Origin of the sequence: Micromonospora sp. AMSO31t (assembly GCF_008868175.1) — a bacterium.
GTDB lineage: Bacteria > Actinomycetota > Actinomycetes > Mycobacteriales > Micromonosporaceae > Micromonospora.
On the sequence record NZ_WBKT01000030.1, the window covers coordinates 35,205 to 49,124 of the forward strand.

Annotated in this window: 16 protein-coding genes and 1 pseudogene; 11 read left to right on the forward strand and 6 right to left on the reverse strand. The window is 75.2% G+C overall.

The features are described 5' to 3' along the window. The first annotated feature begins 9 nt into the window (after window positions 1–9). The gene (locus F8274_RS10020) at window positions 10–666 is read left to right on the forward strand and encodes a response regulator transcription factor (protein WP_151462014.1); all 657 of its coding nucleotides are present in this window, start codon (window positions 10–12) and stop codon (window positions 664–666) included. Window positions 667–716: 50 nt separating this feature from the next. Then, on the forward strand, window positions 717–2,114 hold the full coding sequence (locus F8274_RS10025; RefSeq protein WP_370518213.1) for a sensor histidine kinase: 1,398 nt from the start codon (window positions 717–719) through the stop codon (window positions 2,112–2,114). Window positions 2,115–2,126: 12 nt separating this feature from the next. On the opposite strand, the gene F8274_RS10030 is transcribed toward F8274_RS10025, so the two are convergent. The 3 genes from F8274_RS10030 to F8274_RS10040 form a co-directional block, all read right to left on the reverse strand. Further along, on the reverse strand, window positions 2,127–4,349 hold the full coding sequence (locus F8274_RS10030; RefSeq protein ID WP_151462016.1) for a hypothetical protein: 2,223 nt from the start codon (window positions 4,347–4,349) through the stop codon (window positions 2,127–2,129). A 67-nt stretch (window positions 4,350–4,416) separates the two neighbouring features. After that, window positions 4,417–5,979 (reverse strand): tetratricopeptide repeat protein, encoded by a 1,563-nt coding sequence (locus F8274_RS10035; protein ID WP_151462017.1) that lies wholly within the window; start codon window positions 5,977–5,979, stop codon window positions 4,417–4,419. Between the two features lie 48 nt (window positions 5,980–6,027). Continuing rightward, window positions 6,028–6,498: a MarR family winged helix-turn-helix transcriptional regulator gene (locus F8274_RS10040; RefSeq protein ID WP_151462027.1), complete on the reverse strand. Its 471-nt coding sequence runs from the start codon at window positions 6,496–6,498 to the stop codon at window positions 6,028–6,030. Window positions 6,499–6,548: 50 nt separating this feature from the next. Between F8274_RS10040 and F8274_RS10045 the strand changes: the two genes are divergently transcribed. Further along, window positions 6,549–7,070, forward strand: a complete 522-nt coding sequence (locus F8274_RS10045) for a VOC family protein (RefSeq protein ID WP_151462018.1) — start codon at window positions 6,549–6,551, stop codon at window positions 7,068–7,070. 24 nt (window positions 7,071–7,094) lie between these two features. Further along, window positions 7,095–7,997 (forward strand): hypothetical protein, encoded by a 903-nt coding sequence (locus F8274_RS10050; RefSeq protein ID WP_151462019.1) that lies wholly within the window; start codon window positions 7,095–7,097, stop codon window positions 7,995–7,997. Here the strand turns inward: F8274_RS10050 and F8274_RS10055 are convergent. After that, the gene (locus tag F8274_RS10055; protein WP_151462020.1) at window positions 7,963–8,481 is read right to left on the reverse strand and encodes a potassium channel family protein; all 519 of its coding nucleotides are present in this window, start codon (window positions 8,479–8,481) and stop codon (window positions 7,963–7,965) included. The two genes, F8274_RS10050 and F8274_RS10055, sit on opposite strands and share 35 nt — an antisense overlap. A gap of 109 nt (window positions 8,482–8,590) precedes the next feature. Then, window positions 8,591–8,770: a DUF4236 domain-containing protein gene (locus F8274_RS10060; RefSeq protein WP_151462021.1), complete on the reverse strand. Its 180-nt coding sequence runs from the start codon at window positions 8,768–8,770 to the stop codon at window positions 8,591–8,593. 246 nt (window positions 8,771–9,016) lie between these two features. Between F8274_RS10060 and F8274_RS32595 the strand changes: the two genes are divergently transcribed. From F8274_RS32595 to F8274_RS10090, 7 genes and pseudogenes are all read left to right on the forward strand, one after another. After that, window positions 9,017–9,094, forward strand: coding sequence for a putative leader peptide (locus tag F8274_RS32595; protein ID WP_349881247.1), 78 nt, complete (start codon window positions 9,017–9,019; stop codon window positions 9,092–9,094). Window positions 9,095–9,235: 141 nt separating this feature from the next. Beyond that, the gene (locus tag F8274_RS10065; RefSeq protein WP_151462022.1) at window positions 9,236–10,270 is read left to right on the forward strand and encodes an ABC transporter substrate-binding protein; all 1,035 of its coding nucleotides are present in this window, start codon (window positions 9,236–9,238) and stop codon (window positions 10,268–10,270) included. 26 nt (window positions 10,271–10,296) lie between these two features. After that, window positions 10,297–10,539: pseudogene (locus F8274_RS10070) on the forward strand (ATP-binding cassette domain-containing protein); the annotation flags it as partial. A gap of 115 nt (window positions 10,540–10,654) precedes the next feature. Beyond that, the gene (locus tag F8274_RS10075) at window positions 10,655–10,918 is read left to right on the forward strand and encodes an ABC transporter permease (RefSeq protein WP_255474567.1); all 264 of its coding nucleotides are present in this window, start codon (window positions 10,655–10,657) and stop codon (window positions 10,916–10,918) included. Between the two features lie 11 nt (window positions 10,919–10,929). Then, window positions 10,930–12,264 carry an LLM class flavin-dependent oxidoreductase gene (locus tag F8274_RS10080; protein WP_151462028.1) on the forward strand — a complete coding sequence of 445 codons (1,335 nt, stop codon included), beginning with the start codon at window positions 10,930–10,932 and terminating at the stop codon, window positions 12,262–12,264. Beyond that, window positions 12,261–12,824, forward strand: coding sequence for a flavin reductase family protein (locus F8274_RS10085; protein ID WP_151462023.1), 564 nt, complete (start codon window positions 12,261–12,263; stop codon window positions 12,822–12,824). Before F8274_RS10080 ends, F8274_RS10085 begins: the two co-directional genes overlap by 4 nt. Next, the gene (locus F8274_RS10090) at window positions 12,821–13,432 is read left to right on the forward strand and encodes a malonic semialdehyde reductase (RefSeq protein ID WP_151462024.1); all 612 of its coding nucleotides are present in this window, start codon (window positions 12,821–12,823) and stop codon (window positions 13,430–13,432) included. The genes F8274_RS10085 and F8274_RS10090 overlap by 4 nt, the downstream gene beginning before the upstream one ends. A 4-nt stretch (window positions 13,433–13,436) precedes the next feature. Here F8274_RS10090 and F8274_RS10095 read toward each other — a convergent pair whose 3' ends face one another. Next, window positions 13,437–13,892 (reverse strand): Rrf2 family transcriptional regulator, encoded by a 456-nt coding sequence (locus tag F8274_RS10095; RefSeq protein ID WP_151462025.1) that lies wholly within the window; start codon window positions 13,890–13,892, stop codon window positions 13,437–13,439. Between the last annotated feature and the right edge of the window lie 28 nt (window positions 13,893–13,920).

Here is a 13,920-nt window from a genome sequence, read left to right on the forward strand (position 1 = left end):
CCTTGAGGTGTGCGTGTGCTGGTGGTGGAGGACGAGACGCGGCTGGCCGCGTCGCTGCGGCGGGGCCTGCAGGCGGAGGGCTTCGTCGTGGACGTCGAGGCGACCGGCGCCGGCGGGCTGGACGCCGCCCGGCACGGCGACTACGACGCCATGATCCTCGACGTGATGCTTCCCGGCCTCTCCGGCTACGAGGTGGTGCGCCGGCTGCGCGCCGAGGAGCGCTGGCTGCCGGTGCTCATGCTCTCGGCCAAGGACGGCGAGTACGACCAGGCCGACGGTCTGGACTGCGGGGCCGACGACTACCTCACGAAGCCCTTCTCGTACGTGGTGCTGCTGGCCCGGCTGCGGGCGCTGCTGCGCCGCGGCGCGCCGGAGCGCCCGGCCGTGCTCGCGGTCGGCGACCTGCGGTTGGATCCGGCGCGGCGGCGGGTGACCCGGTCCGACGCCGAGGTGGCCCTGACCGCCCGCGAGTACGCCCTGCTCGCCTACCTGATGCGCCGCCCCGGCGAGGTGGTCTCCAAGACCGAGCTGCTGGACCACGTGTGGGACGCCTCGGTCGAGACCGCCCCGAACGCGGTCGAGGTCTACGTCGGCTACCTGCGCCGCAAGATCGGCCGGGACCGGCTGGAGACGGTCCGCGGCGCCGGCTACCGGCTGGCCACATGAGGCGCCGGCTCAGCGCGCTCCTGCCGGACCTCGGGCTGCGCTCCCGGCTGCTGGCGCTCGGGGTGCTCGGGCTCGCCCTCGGGTTCGCGCTCGGCGGTGCGCTGCTGCTCGGCGCGCTCGGCTGGACGTTGCAGCGCTCCGTCGACGCCGAGACGCTCCGCACCGCGGACGCCGTCGCCCTGCTGGCCGCCGAGGACGCGCTGCCCGACCCGCTGCCGGTGGCCGGCGGGCAGCTCCGCGTCCAGGTGATCGACGGCCAGGGCCGGATCCGGGCCGCCTCCATCGACGCCGACCGCCTGGTGCCGATGCTCGGCGCCGACCAGCTGCGCGCCGGGCAGCGCCAGCGGCTGGTGGTGGACGGGCGGCGGGTCGGCCTGACCGGGCCGGTCCGGGTGGTGACCGTGCCGGCGGGCACCCCGGACGAGCCGCTCACCGTGCTGGTGGCCAAGTCGATGTCCGACGTCCAGCACAGCCTGCACGTGGTCCGGAACCTGCTGCTGGTCGGCTTCCCGCTGCTGGTGGCCGGGCTGGCCGTGGTGGCCTGGCGGGTGGTGGGAGCGACCCTGCGCCCGGTGGAGGCGCTGCGCAGCGGGGCCGCCGAGATCACCGGCCGGGCCGGGGCTGAGCGGCTGCCCGTACCGGCCGGGCGGGACGAGATCCAGCGGCTGGCGGTCACCCTCAACGACATGCTGGACCGGCTGGCCGCGTCCCGGGACCGGCAGCGGGCGTTCGTGGCCGACGCCGCGCACGAGCTGCGCAGCCCGGTCACGAACATGCGCACCGAGCTGGAGGTGGCCCGGCGGCTGGGCGACGGCACCGACTGGCCGGCGGTGGCGGAGAACCTGCTGGCCGACACCGAGCGGCTCAGCCGGCTCGTCGACGACCTGCTGCTGCTGGCCCGCCTCGACGAGCAGGCCGCCCGGCCGGACCGTCCCGCGCCGCACGCCGTCGGCCCGGTGGAGCTGGGGGAGCTGCTGCGCGGTGTGGCCGAGCGCTACCCGTCCCCGCCGCTGCGTCACACGCCGCCGCCCGGCCCGCTCTGGACCGAGGGGGACCCGGGGGAGCTGCGCCGGGTGCTGGTCAACCTGGTGGAGAACGCGCTGCGGCACGCGCACGGCGAGGTGCGGCTCGCCGTCACCGGCCCGCACACCGACCTGCCGGTGCCCCGGCAGCGGGGCGGTTCGGCGTACCACCTGGTCACGGTGACCGACGACGGGCCGGGCATCCCGGCGGCGGACCGGGAGCGGGTCTTCGCCCGCTTCACCCGGCTGGACGACGCCCGGGCGCGCGACGCCGGCGGCGCCGGCCTGGGCCTGGCCATCGTGCGGGAGCTGGTCCGCCGGGCCGGTGGCGCCGTCGAGCTGGCCGACGCCGTGCCGGCGGCGGCCGCCCCGGGGCTACGGGTGACGGTACGGCTGCCGGCGCTGGCCGACCCGGAGGCGGACTGACGGCCCCGGGCGTCAGCCGATCCGGGCGGCGAGGTCGCGTGCGGCGGTCTGGTACGCCGTCCGGGTGTGGTACGGCCAGTGCCGTTCGAGCGGCGGTGGCACGGTGTCCTCCGGGGCGACGGTGAGGCTGCTGGGATCGCGGAGCCGGACGTCGACGGACCGGGTCTCCGGCGCGTCGCAGGCCGCGGGCCTGCCCTCCGGCCGGTCGAAGATGGGCCCGCCGACCGGATCCGTGTCCCGCCACAGGTTGCGCCACCGCCAGTCGAGCCGGTCGCCCAGGTCGCACAGCGTCTGCCGGCCGAGGTAGGCGGGATAGAGGCGGGTGTAGAACCGGCTCAACGGGGACCCGTGGGTCAGCAGCGCCACCCGGCGCAGGGCTTCCGGCGGCAGCTGCAGGATCGTGGCCGCGGCCAGGACGGAGCCGTGGCTGTGTCCCGAGATGACCACCTTGCCCCGCGCGCCGAGCGCGGTCACCCGCCTGGCGAGTTCGGGCACGGCCCGGGCGGCGTAGCAGGGCGGTGCGAAGGGATGGACGGTGCGGGGCCAGAAGTCGCCGAGGTCCCACAGGGCGGCCACGGTGCGTCGCGTCTGCGCCGAACGGTAGGAGCGGAAGGCGAGGATCATGAGGCCGATGACGAGCAGGCTGATGAGCCAGACTCCTCCGTCGGTGACGTACGCGGTCAGCAGGGTTGTGTGCTGCGGGTCCGCGCTGACCTTGTCGACGAGCTGGGTGGGCCCGATCCCGATGAGGTCGAACGCGATGGTGGCCAGACCCAGCGAGGACATCACGAGGAACGTGATGAGGATGGGACCCAGTTCCTCGACCACCCGGGACCTGGCGATGGTCTCCCGGACCTCGTCGCGCCGGTTGGCCTCCTGGGCCGGTACGTCGGGGTAGTCCCGCGCGACGATCCGCGCAGCGTCGCACCGCCTCCGGCGCCGGGTGGCCAGGAAGGTGAGGGAGGCGGAGGTGGTGGCGATCACCAGTGCGGCCAGGCCGGCCAACGCGGCCCACCAGTAGGCGACCGGCGGGTCCAGGGGAGCGGCGTCCGACGGGTCCGGCCGGATCGGGCCGGGGACGGAGCCCCGGTCGAGGAAGTCGGCGACCCGGAAGACCAGGGCGGCGGCGAAGGCGCCGGCGACCGTCACCGATGCCGCCGCGACGACCGGCATGCCGAGCCCGGCCAGGAAGGGCCGGCTGCCGGGCGCCCGGGGCGTCATGGCGACGAGGGCCAGCACCACCAGCAGCAGGCCCTGGGCCGCCATCAGGCCACCGACCGTGCCCTCGTAGCCGGGCAGTTGACCGGGCAGCAGGTGGATGTCGCGGGCCAGGGCGGCGTGGCCGAGGCTCAGGAGGGTCACCACGGCGGCCGCCGCCGACAACGGGCGCAGCACGAGCCGGACCTTCCGCCGGGTGGCGGGCACGGGCAGGCAGAGCAGCACCGCGCAGCAGGCGAGCAGGGCGAGGGCGGCGACGAACAGGATCTGGCCCGCCACGCCCTCCGCCGGGGAGGTCCCGGCGAGCAGGCTGGCGTCCAGCGTGCCGGCGCCGATGGCCACGTGGATCCGCCGCAGCCACGCCGGCGTCCGCTCGTCGTCCCAGAATCCCGGAAGGCTGAGGCTCTCGTTCACCCGGAAGGGCTGGGGACGGGACGGTGGCGTGCCGAACCCCTCGAACGCCCGCGCCGAGCGGGCGCCGAGGCGCCAGGTGACGCGCAGCGCGAACAGCGGGACGAGCGCGAGCAGGGCCAGCCGGGGGCCCATCGGCAGGGCGTGCAGCCAGGACAGGTAGGGGCGGGCGTCGCGGCACCGGTGGTAGGGCACGCACTGCCAGGCGACGAGGTCGAGCGTCACCCCGACGACGGAGAGCACGAACGCGGCCGTGAGGGTGCCGGCCAGCAGGCGGCACAGCACCGCGAACAGGGCGGACCGGTCGGTCGGTGTCGGGCGCAGCCGGATCGCGAGGTTGCTCAGCATGAACGGCAGCAGCAACAGCATGGACGCCGTCCGCACCGCGGTGCCGGCCGTCAGGGCACCCCAGCGGTACGCCTCGACGGTGATCCCGGCGCTGGCCCCGCCCGCCGGCCCGGCCCCCGGCCGGGGCCGGTAGAACCCCGCGTGGCTGTCCCCGGCGACCCGGTCCACGATCGGATGGTCGAGGATCTTCTCCGCGGTCCCGCCGGACACCCCGTGCACCCGCAACTCGACGGTTTCGCCCTCCGGTGTTGTGCCCACGCCGACAGGGTCACAGACCAGCGGCGGGCCCACCGCCGATACGGCCCAAACCGCGGAAGGCCGACGGTCAGCGGCGTCGTTTCGTGCAGACCGGGCCGGTCCGGGCCACGCTGTCGGTGGACCAGACCAGCGCGACCGTGAAGCAGTAGTCGGTGGTGCGGTCGAGGCCGTAGGCGATGTAGTCGACGGAGCCGGCGGGCAGGGTCAGGAAGGTGCGCTGGGGCTGCCCGGAGCGGCCGCCGGCGACCACCACGGGCCCCTCGGCCCCGGCCGGGTAGGTCCAGCTCAGGACGATGCTGTCCCGCCGGTCGGCCAGGGTGAGCCGCCCGGGCGGGGTGCCGGGGGAGGCGGCCGGTGCGGCGCTGGGCGTGCCGGCGGTGGGACCCGCCGACGAGGCGCGCCCGGTCGGCGCGGGCGCCGGGGCGTCCCGCCCGTCGTCCACCCGGGACACCCCGGCGATGACCGCGATGGTGCCGAGCAGCAGCGCCACCACCACCCCGGCCACCACGAGCGGCAGCCACGGCGTGGTCCGGCGCTCGGCGGCGGCCGGCCGGGGCACGTGCACCGGCAGGTAGCGCGACGGCGGCACGGGCTCGGCGGCCCGGGGCACCCGGCGTACGCCCTCCGGCTCCGAGTCGGTCAGCCCGACCACGGTCGGTGGCAGCGCGCTCTCGCCGGGCCGCCAGGGCTCGTCGGCCGGCTCGTCCGGCGGCCACGGGTAGTCGGCGAACGCCTCGTCGTCCGCCTCGGGCGGGGTGCGGGGCGTCGGCACGTGCGGAACCTCGGCCCGGTCCGGCGGCCGGTAGAGCGGCGTCTCGACCGGGTCGTCGAGTGTCGGTGGCTGGTAGGGCGGCAGGTCGGGCGGCCCTTCGGCGGGCGGGGGGACGCGGGCCGCCGGCACCACCGGCGTCTCCCGGGCCGGTGGCTCCGCCGCGCCGCAGACGTGGTCCGGGTCGGCGGCGGCCCGGGCCAGCCCGGCGACCTGGGCGGCGAGGGGGTCGTCGGCGGCCAGGTGCTCCCGGCACAGCTCCTCGGCGAGCGTCAGGTGCTCGTGGGACTCGGCGTAGCGGCCGCAGTCGCGTTCCATGGCGCCGAGCTTGGCCAGCATCTTGATGCCGCTGGGGTGGCCGTCGCCGTAGACCTCGCGGTGCAGCTCCCAGGCGTCCAGCAACCGGTCGCGGGCCACGTCGCACTGGCCGCGGGCGTATTCCACGGTGGCCAGGTCGGCGTGCGCGGCCAGGACCCGCTGCGACTCCGGCCCGTCGCGGGCGGTCAGCTCGATGATGACGTCGGCGTAGAGCCGGGCGGCGCGGGCGTCGCTGCCGACCCGGTGCAGCACCGCGGCCAGGGTCGCGGCGGCGGTGACGGTGCGCTCGTCGGAGCGGCCGAACAGCCGGGTGGTCGCCGCGTACGCGAACGCGGCCCAGCCGCGGGCGGAGTGCGGCTCGCCGAGCGCCACGAGGACCCGGGCCTGGAGGCCGGCGGCCTCGGCCAGCTCGGCGGAGGCGTTGGCGGGACGGGGATCGGCGTCGCTCAGCGCGTCGGCGAGCAGTCGCTGGGCACCGGTGAGGTCGCCTTCGGAGACCAGGTGGTGCGCCTGGACGGTCAGGTCAGCGAAGCCGGAGGACACGCCCCATCGTGCTCATTTGGCGACGGTAAGTACAACCCCCGCTGTGGATCAGTTTGGTCGCGATCCGGTCAGGTGGTCGGCGAGGGTCTCGCTGATCCGCCGGAGCTGGTCCACCTGGGCCGGGCTGAGCGCGTCGAACAGGTGCCGGCGTACCCCGGCGACGTGGCCGGGCGCGGCGGCGGCCAGGGTGGCGAAGCCGGCGTCGGTGAGGACGGCGAGCTGGCCGCGCCGGTCGGTGGCGCACTCCTCCCGGCGGATCCACCCGGCGGCCTCCAGGCGGGCGGCGGCGTGCGAGAGGCGGCTGCGGGAGGAGCCGGTGGCGTCGGCCAGGTCGCTCATCCGCAGCCGCCGGTCGGGGGCCTCGGAGAGCCGGACCAGGATCTCGTAGTACGCGTGCGGCATCCCGGCGTCGCGTTGCAGCTCGCGGTCGAGGGTGTCCATCAGCGCGCGGGAGGCGGTGAGGAACGCCCGCCAGGTCCGCTGCTCGTCGGGGTCCAGCCACCGGGTCATGACGGCCATCATAGCGCGAGTTGTTGAACGCTCAACCAAACCGCGCTACCGTCGGTGTCATGGGAATCCACCGGCTCAACCACGCCGTCCTCTACGTCCGTGACCTCGACCGCAGCGTCGCCTTCTACCGCGACGTGCTCGGCTTCCGCCCGGTGCCGATGACGCCGGACGGCTTCCGCGGCGCCGCGTTCCTCCAGGCGCCGGACTCCACCAACGACCACGACCTCGGGCTGTTCGAGATCGGCGCGGCCGCCGGGCCCTCCCCGGCCGGGCGGACCACCGTCGGCCTCTACCACCTCGCCTGGGAGCTGGACACCCTGGACGAGCTGGGCGCCACGGCCGAGCGGCTGGCCGCCGCCGACGCCCTGGTGGGCGCCTCGGACCACGGCACCACCAAGAGCCTCTACGGCCGCGACCCCGACGGGCTGGAGTTCGAGATCGTCTGGATCGTTCCCGCCGCCCTGCTCGACGACGCGGCCCTCGCCGCCCGCACGCGGATCGGCCGGCTCGACCTGGACCGCGAGCGGCAGCGCTACGGCGGCCAGACCCGCGGCGGGGTGGGCATCTCCGTTCCGGTCTGACGGCGCATGAGGTAGAACGGCAGCATGTCGACCGACGCCGTCCTGCGCGAGCTGCTCGTCCGGCAACTCGACCACTGGTTGCCCGCCGCGCTGCACCGTTCGCGGCGGGCCACCCTGGCCCTCGCGTACGCCGGGAGCGACGTCGGTGGCGCGGAGGCCGCGCTGCGGGTGGTGGCCGAGTTCGCCGACCGGCTGCGCGGCCGGCGGCTGACCGTGCTGGTGCTCGCCGAGGGTGGCGCGGAGCTGCCGGCCCGGCTGGGCGCGGCCGAGGCCGCCCTGCCGGCGGACGTCGCCGTGCACGTGGTGCCGGGCCGGCCGGACCGGCTGCCGGTGGCGCTCAAGGCGGCCGGCGCGGCGGGCGCCCCGCTGTTCACCGTGGTCGACGGCGGCGAGCCCGACCCGGCCCTGCTGGCCGCCGCCGCGTCCGGCCGGCCCGCCGAGGTGCTGCTGGTCACCGCGCCCGGCCGGTCGCTGCGCCCGGCGCTGACCGGGGCCGGTTTCCCGCTGGTCACCGAGGTCGAGCTGGTGCCGGCCGACGGCGGGCCGGGCCGCCTGTTCGGCTACGCGACCGGCTCCGACCGCGGCCTGGAGGCGGTCAAGGACGCGCTCTGGGCGGTCGACGAGTACGCGGGGGTGCGCTACCGGGACCCGGCCGACCCGGCGGGGCGGCTGCTCGACATCAGCCTCGACCCGGAACCCGGCCCGCTGCGCCGGGAACTGCTGGCCGAACTCGCCCGCTCCGGCCCCCGTACGGTGACCGAGCTGCGCCGCTTCGCTGCCACCTCGACGGTCTACCGGGCCGCCGACGCCAACCGGGCGCTCGCCTCGCTGCTCGCCGCCGGCGCGGTGACCCGCGATCCGGAGCACGGCCGGCTCGGCGGCGACGTGCTGATCAGCGCCGGCCCGGCCGCTGGCTCATCTGCTTGACCACGATGGACGCGCCGGTGGCGATCACCCCGATGCTGAACACCATCTGCGCGCTGACCACCACCCGGGCGATCTGCCCCTCGGCGTTGACGTCGCCGTAGCCGACCGTGGTGAGCGTGGCCAGCGCGAAGTAGAGCGCGTCGATCCGGGTGCGCAGGCCGGTGAACTCGGCCGGGCGGCTGTTCGCCACCACGTAGTCGGCCAGGGCGAAGACCAGCAGCCCGGCGATCAGCGCGACGGCGAGCCGGATGAGCGCCCGGGTCTCCGCGTCGCCGGTGGGTTGGGTGGCGGCGAGCTGGCGGCGTACCTGGCCGGTGACCAGGAACGCGACCACGAGCACCAGGGCCAGGGTGCCGGCGGAGCGCAGGGCCAGCCGCAGGCCGTTCGGGTCGGCCTCGACGGGGACCACGAAATAGGCGAGCAGCAGCAGCGCGACGGCCGCCGCGGCCCGCCGCCGCTCCCGCCGGAAGGACTGGTCCGCCACTCCGCGATTCTCCGTCGCGTCGGGGCTCCCGTCGGCCGAACGGGGAAGCCCGCCAACACGCCGAGCGGGGTGCCGGTGAACCACCGGCACCCCGCGCGACCTCGGGACGTCACGCCCGGGTCTTGTCCTGCTTCCAGGAGAGCGGCCCCGGGAGGTCCACGCGGTGGGCGCGGGACCGCGAGTTCCACGACCAACGGCCGATCTTGATGCTCCAGGAGGAGAAGCCGTTCTCGGTGAAGTTCAAGATCAGCGGGCCGTACTTCTGCCGCTTGCGGAACACGATGCCCATCGTGGGCTCCTCTCGTCGTCCTCCCTGCGTCTGCGGCATCGAACATGCCCGAAACGACGGTTCGCGAAACCCGGTCCGATCCGGTCTGGACGGTGCCCTTCCCACCCGTCACAATCTCTATCCAACGGGTAGGTGTTAAGGGGCGGTAAATGCTGGTGGTGACGGGTGGTAACAAAGCCAGCGATGCAAGTCTCAATACGTGGAAGGGCATTGACCGGCGCGGAGAACGGTCGGCAGCATGAGGTCATGTCGCAGCGGGACGAGCTTCTCCTCACCGCTCGCGTGCACGTCGACCTGGTCCGGCACGCGAGCGCGCTCTGTTGAGCTGACCGCTTCCGGTCGTCGCATCTCCTCCGCTCGTCCGCTCCCGTCGCCGGCGCATCGTGGCCCGGCCGGCAGCGGCGTGCTCTCGCGCCCCTCGCGGGCCCTCGCCAGCGCATCGTGGACAGATCAGGAGTCCTCTCCATGCCCTCGACCCGTCAGTCGCCGCGGCGTACCCTCGCCGCCGCCGTCACCCTGCTCGCCCTCACCGCCGCCGCGGGCTGCGGCGCCGACGCCGCCGCCGGCGGCCGGCAGGCCACCGAGCTGCGCTACCAGGGCTCGGCCGGCCAGGTGACCCTCCCCGAACTCGCCGCCGACCTCGGCTACCTCGGCGACGTCAGGCTCAACTGGATCGGCAACGTCACCGGCGGCCCCGCCGACATCCAGGCCACCGCCACCGGGCAGACCGACTTCGGCGGCGCCTTCAACGGCGCCATCGTCAAGCTCCGGGCCGCGAACGCGCCGATCACCGCCGTGGTCGCCTACTACGGCTCCGACGCGCAGACCTTCCAGGGCTACTACGTCCTGCAGGACAGCCCGGTCCGCGGTCCCCGCGACCTGATCGGGAAGAAGGTCGGCATGAACACGCTCGGCGCGCACGCCGAGGCGGTGCTCAAGACCTGGCTGGCCCAGGGCGGGCTCACCCCCGCCGAGATCGCCGAGGTCGAACCGGTCGCGCTGCCCCCGGTCAACATCGAGCAGTCGCTGCGGCAGCACCAGATCGACGTGGCGGTGCTCGGCGGCGTCATCCGCGACAAGGCCGTCGCCGCCGGCGGCGTCCGCACCGTCTTCACCGACTACGAGCTGCTCGGCGCGTTCAGCGGGGGCAGCTACGTCTTCCGGGACGACTTCATCACGCGCAACCCGGAGGCCGTCCGGGCATTCGTCGGCGGGGTGGGCAAGGCCATCGAATGGGCCCGCACCCAGCCCCGGGAGACCGTCGTGGCCCGACTGGAGTCCATCATCGCCAAGCGCGGCCGCAACGAGGACCCGTCCCTGGTGCGGTACTGGAAGTCCAGCGGCGTCGCCGGCAAGGGCGGCCTGATCAGCGACCGCGAGTTCACCACCTGGGTCGACTGGCTGGCCGACTCCGGCGAGCTGAAGGGCGACCGGCCGAAGCCCGCCGACCTCTACACGAACCGGTTCAACGGATTCGGGGCCGCGGGGGGTGGCGCGTGACCACCGACAAGATCCTCTTCGACCGGGTGACGAAGGTCTTCCCGGGCCGGCGGGGCAGCGGCGGCGCGGTCACCGCGCTCGACGAGCTGACCCTCGGCGTACGCCCCGGCGAGTTCCTGGTCGTCGTCGGCCCCAGCGGCTGCGGCAAGTCCACCCTGCTCGACCTGCTCGGTGGGCTCTCCGCCCCCTCCAGCGGGCAGGTGCTGGTCGACGGCCGCCCGGTCAGCGGGCCCGGCCTGGACCGGGGCATCGTCTTCCAGCAGTACGCGCTGCTGCCCTGGCGCACCGCCGCGGGCAACGTCGCGTTCGGACTGGAGGCCAAGGGCGTGCCGCGCGCCCGGCGCGCCGAGCTCATCGCCCACCCACCTGCGGCTGTTCCAGAAGGTGATCCTGCCGGCGGCCGTCCCGACCATCTTCACCGGCGTCCGGCTCGCCGGGGCGTACTCGATCCTCGTCCTGGTGGCGGCCGAGATGGTCGGCGCGAAGGCCGGGCTCGGCTACCTCATCAACTACGCGCAGTACAACTTCGCCATCCCCGACATGTACGCCGGGATCATCACGATCTCCGCCATCGGTCTGGTCGTCAACCAGCTCCTCGTCGCCGGGGAACGCCGCTTCTCCACCTGGCGCGTCGACGTCACCGCCTGAGAGGACCCCCCATGTCCCGAACCCTGCACCTCAACGCGTTCCTGATGGGCGTCGGCCACCACGAGGCGGCCTGGCGGCACCCGCGCACCGACCCGCGCCGGATCGCCGACGTCACGCCTTTCCAGGAGCTGGCCCGGATCGCCGAGCGCGGCACCCTCGACTCGGTGTTCCTCGCCGACTCACTCGCCGTCGGCCCGGCCGTCCGGCACAACATCCAGGCCGTGTTCGAGCCGCTCACCCTGCTCGCCGCGCTGGCCACCGTCACCGAGCACATCGGCCTGATCGCCACGGCCTCCACCACCTACAACGAGCCGTTCAACCTGGCCCGCACGTTCGCCTCGCTGGACCACCTCAGCGGCGGCCGGGCCGGCTGGAACATCGTCACCTCCGCGCAGGCCCGGGAGGCGCGCAACTTCAACCTCGACGACCATCCGGCGCACGCCGAGCGGTACCGCCGGGCCGCCGAGTTCGTCGACGTGGCGATCAAGCTCTGGGACAGCTGGGAGGACGACGCGCTGGTCCTCGACACCGCGGCCGGCGTCTTCGCCGACACCGACCGGGTGCACGAGATCGCCCACGACGGCGAGCGGTTCCGGGTGCACGGGCCGCTGAACACCCCCCGCCCGCCGCAGGGCCGGCCCCTGCTGGTCCAGGCCGGCTCGTCCGCCGACGGCATCGCGTTCGCCGCCCGCTACGCCGAGGCCGTGTTCACCGCCCAGCAGACCCTCGCCGACGGGCAGGCCTTCCACACCGAGCTGCGGCGGGCGACCGCCGCGGCCGGCCGCGACCCCGACGGGGTGAAGGTGCTGCCGGGTATCGCGCCGGTGATCGGGGGTACCGAGGAAGAGGCCCGCGCCCTCGCCGACGAACTGGAGGCACTGATCGTGCCCGAGCACGCCCTCGCCCAGCTCTCCGGCATGACCGGTCTCGATCTCACCGGCCTGCCGCTGGACGGGCCGCTGCCCGACCTGCCCGACGTCACCGCGGTGCAGTCGCACCAGAGCCGCTACCAGCTCGTCGTCGACCTGGCCCGGCGGGAGAAGCTCACCATCCGGCAGCTCATCGGCCGGCTCGGCGGCGGCCGCGGGCACCGCGTCGTCGCCGGCACCCCCGAGCAGATCGCCGACCAGATCGAGCTCTGGTTCACCCAGGGCGCCGCCGACGGCTTCAACGTCATGCCACCCCTGCTGCCCCACGGACTGGAGGCCTTCGTGGACCACGTCGTACCGCTGCTGCGCCGGCGCGGCCTGTTCCGGCACGAGTACGCCGGCCGGACCCTGCGCGAGCACTACGGCCTGCCCCGCCCGGCCAGCACCTGGGCCGACCGTGAGCTGGTGACCGCGTGACCACCGTGGACCGGCCCGCGGCCGGCACCGTCGAGCTGCGTCCGGTCGACAACGACACGTTCCGCGGCCTGCTGCGCCGGCAGGCGTCCACGGTCACCGTGGTCACCACCCCCGGCCTGCAGCCCGGCCGGCGCCTGCCGTCGCTGCCGCCGGCCGGCTTCACCGCCACCTCGTTCACCTCGGTGTCGCTCGACCCGCCGCTGGTCTCGTTCTGCCTCGGCCGCGAGTCGTCGAGCTGGCCGACCGTGGCCCACGCCGAGCACGTGGCCGTGCACCTGCTCGCCTCCGGCCAGCAGGAGGTCGCGAGGATCTTCGCGACCAGCGGCATCGACCGGTTCGCCGCCCACCCCGGCTGGGCGACCGGGCCGTTCGGGGTGCCGCTGATCGGCGACGCCCTGGCCGTGCTGCTGTGCCGGGTGGTCCGCCGGATCGACGCCGGCGACCACACGCTCGTGCTCGCCGAGCCCCTCGCGCTCGGCGCCGGGGAGGACGGCGACCCGCTCGTGCACCACCGCGGCGGGTACACCACCACCCTCGGCGCCTGGCCGGAGACGTGGTGAGCGCACCGGCCACCGAGGTGCTCGCGCTGGACCGGGCCGCCCAGGACCTGCTGTTCCGGGCGGCCCGCACGGCCAACGCGTTCACCGACGAACCGGTCGACGAGGAGCAGGTCCGGGCCATCCACGACCTGGTCCGCAACGGCCCGACCGCGATGAACGCCCAGCCGCTGCGGGTGCTGCTGCTGCGCTCGGCGGCGGCCCGGGCCCGGCTGCTGCCGTACCTCAGCTCCGGCAACCGGGACAAGACGGCGGGCGCGCCGCTGACCGCGGTGCTCGCCGCCGACGTGGACTGGCACGACCGGCTGCCCGAGCTGTTCCCGCACCGGCCCGGCGCGCGCGACTGGTTCGCCGGCGACCCGGCCGGCCGGGAGGCCCAGGCCCGGCTCAACGCCGCGCTCCAGATCGGCTACCTGCTCGTCGGGGTACGCGCCGCCGGGCTGGCCGCCGGCCCGATGGCCGGGTTCGACGCCGCCGGGGTGGAGCGGGAGTTCTTCCCGGACGGCCGGCACCGGGTGCTGCTGCTCATGAACATCGGCCGGCCGGCGCCGGACGCCTGGCGGGAGCGGCTGCCCCGGCTCGACTACGCCGAGGTGGTCAGCACCCTCTGAGGGGTCAGCGGGGCTCCCAGGCGTCGGGGCGGGCGATCAGCTTGCGGACGTGGCCGGGGAGCTTCCCGCTGGCCATCTCGGCCAGGCTCACCTCGTCGACCACCTGCCGGACGGCGGCGCGGACGGCCACCCAGAGCCGGGGCAGGTTCTCCGCCGCGCCCTCGTACTGCGTCTCCTCGGGGCGCAGGCCGCGTACCCCGGCGAGGGGGCCGTCGACGGCGCGCAGGATCTGCCCGATGGTGATGTCGCGCGGCGGCCGGGCCAGGGTGTAGCCGCCCTCGGCGCCGCGCTGGGCCCGGACGATGCCGGCGCGGCGTAGGTCGGCCAGGACCGCTTCGAGGAACTTGCGGGGCATGTCCTGCTCGGCCGCGATGGCCTGGGTGGACACCAGGGTGGGGTACGCGGTGGCCAGGCTCAGAGCGGCCCGGACCGCGTAGTCGCCGCGCGCGGAGATCTGCACAGTGCCATCATGCCCGGCCGGCCGGGCA

Coding starts and splice junctions, on each gene's coding strand:
- F8274_RS10040 (WP_151462027.1), bottom strand. CDS start 6,498: ATGGCCGTCATGACCCGGTGGCTGGACCCCGACGAGCAGCGGACCTGG.
- F8274_RS10045 (WP_151462018.1), top strand. CDS start 6,549: ATGGGAATCCACCGGCTCAACCACGCCGTCCTCTACGTCCGTGACCTC.
- F8274_RS10050 (WP_151462019.1), top strand. CDS start 7,095: ATGTCGACCGACGCCGTCCTGCGCGAGCTGCTCGTCCGGCAACTCGAC.
- F8274_RS10060 (WP_151462021.1), bottom strand. CDS start 8,770: ATGGGCATCGTGTTCCGCAAGCGGCAGAAGTACGGCCCGCTGATCTTG.
- F8274_RS32595 (WP_349881247.1), top strand. CDS start 9,017: ATGTCGCAGCGGGACGAGCTTCTCCTCACCGCTCGCGTGCACGTCGAC.
- F8274_RS10065 (WP_151462022.1), top strand. CDS start 9,236: ATGCCCTCGACCCGTCAGTCGCCGCGGCGTACCCTCGCCGCCGCCGTC.
- F8274_RS10080 (WP_151462028.1), top strand. CDS start 10,930: ATGTCCCGAACCCTGCACCTCAACGCGTTCCTGATGGGCGTCGGCCAC.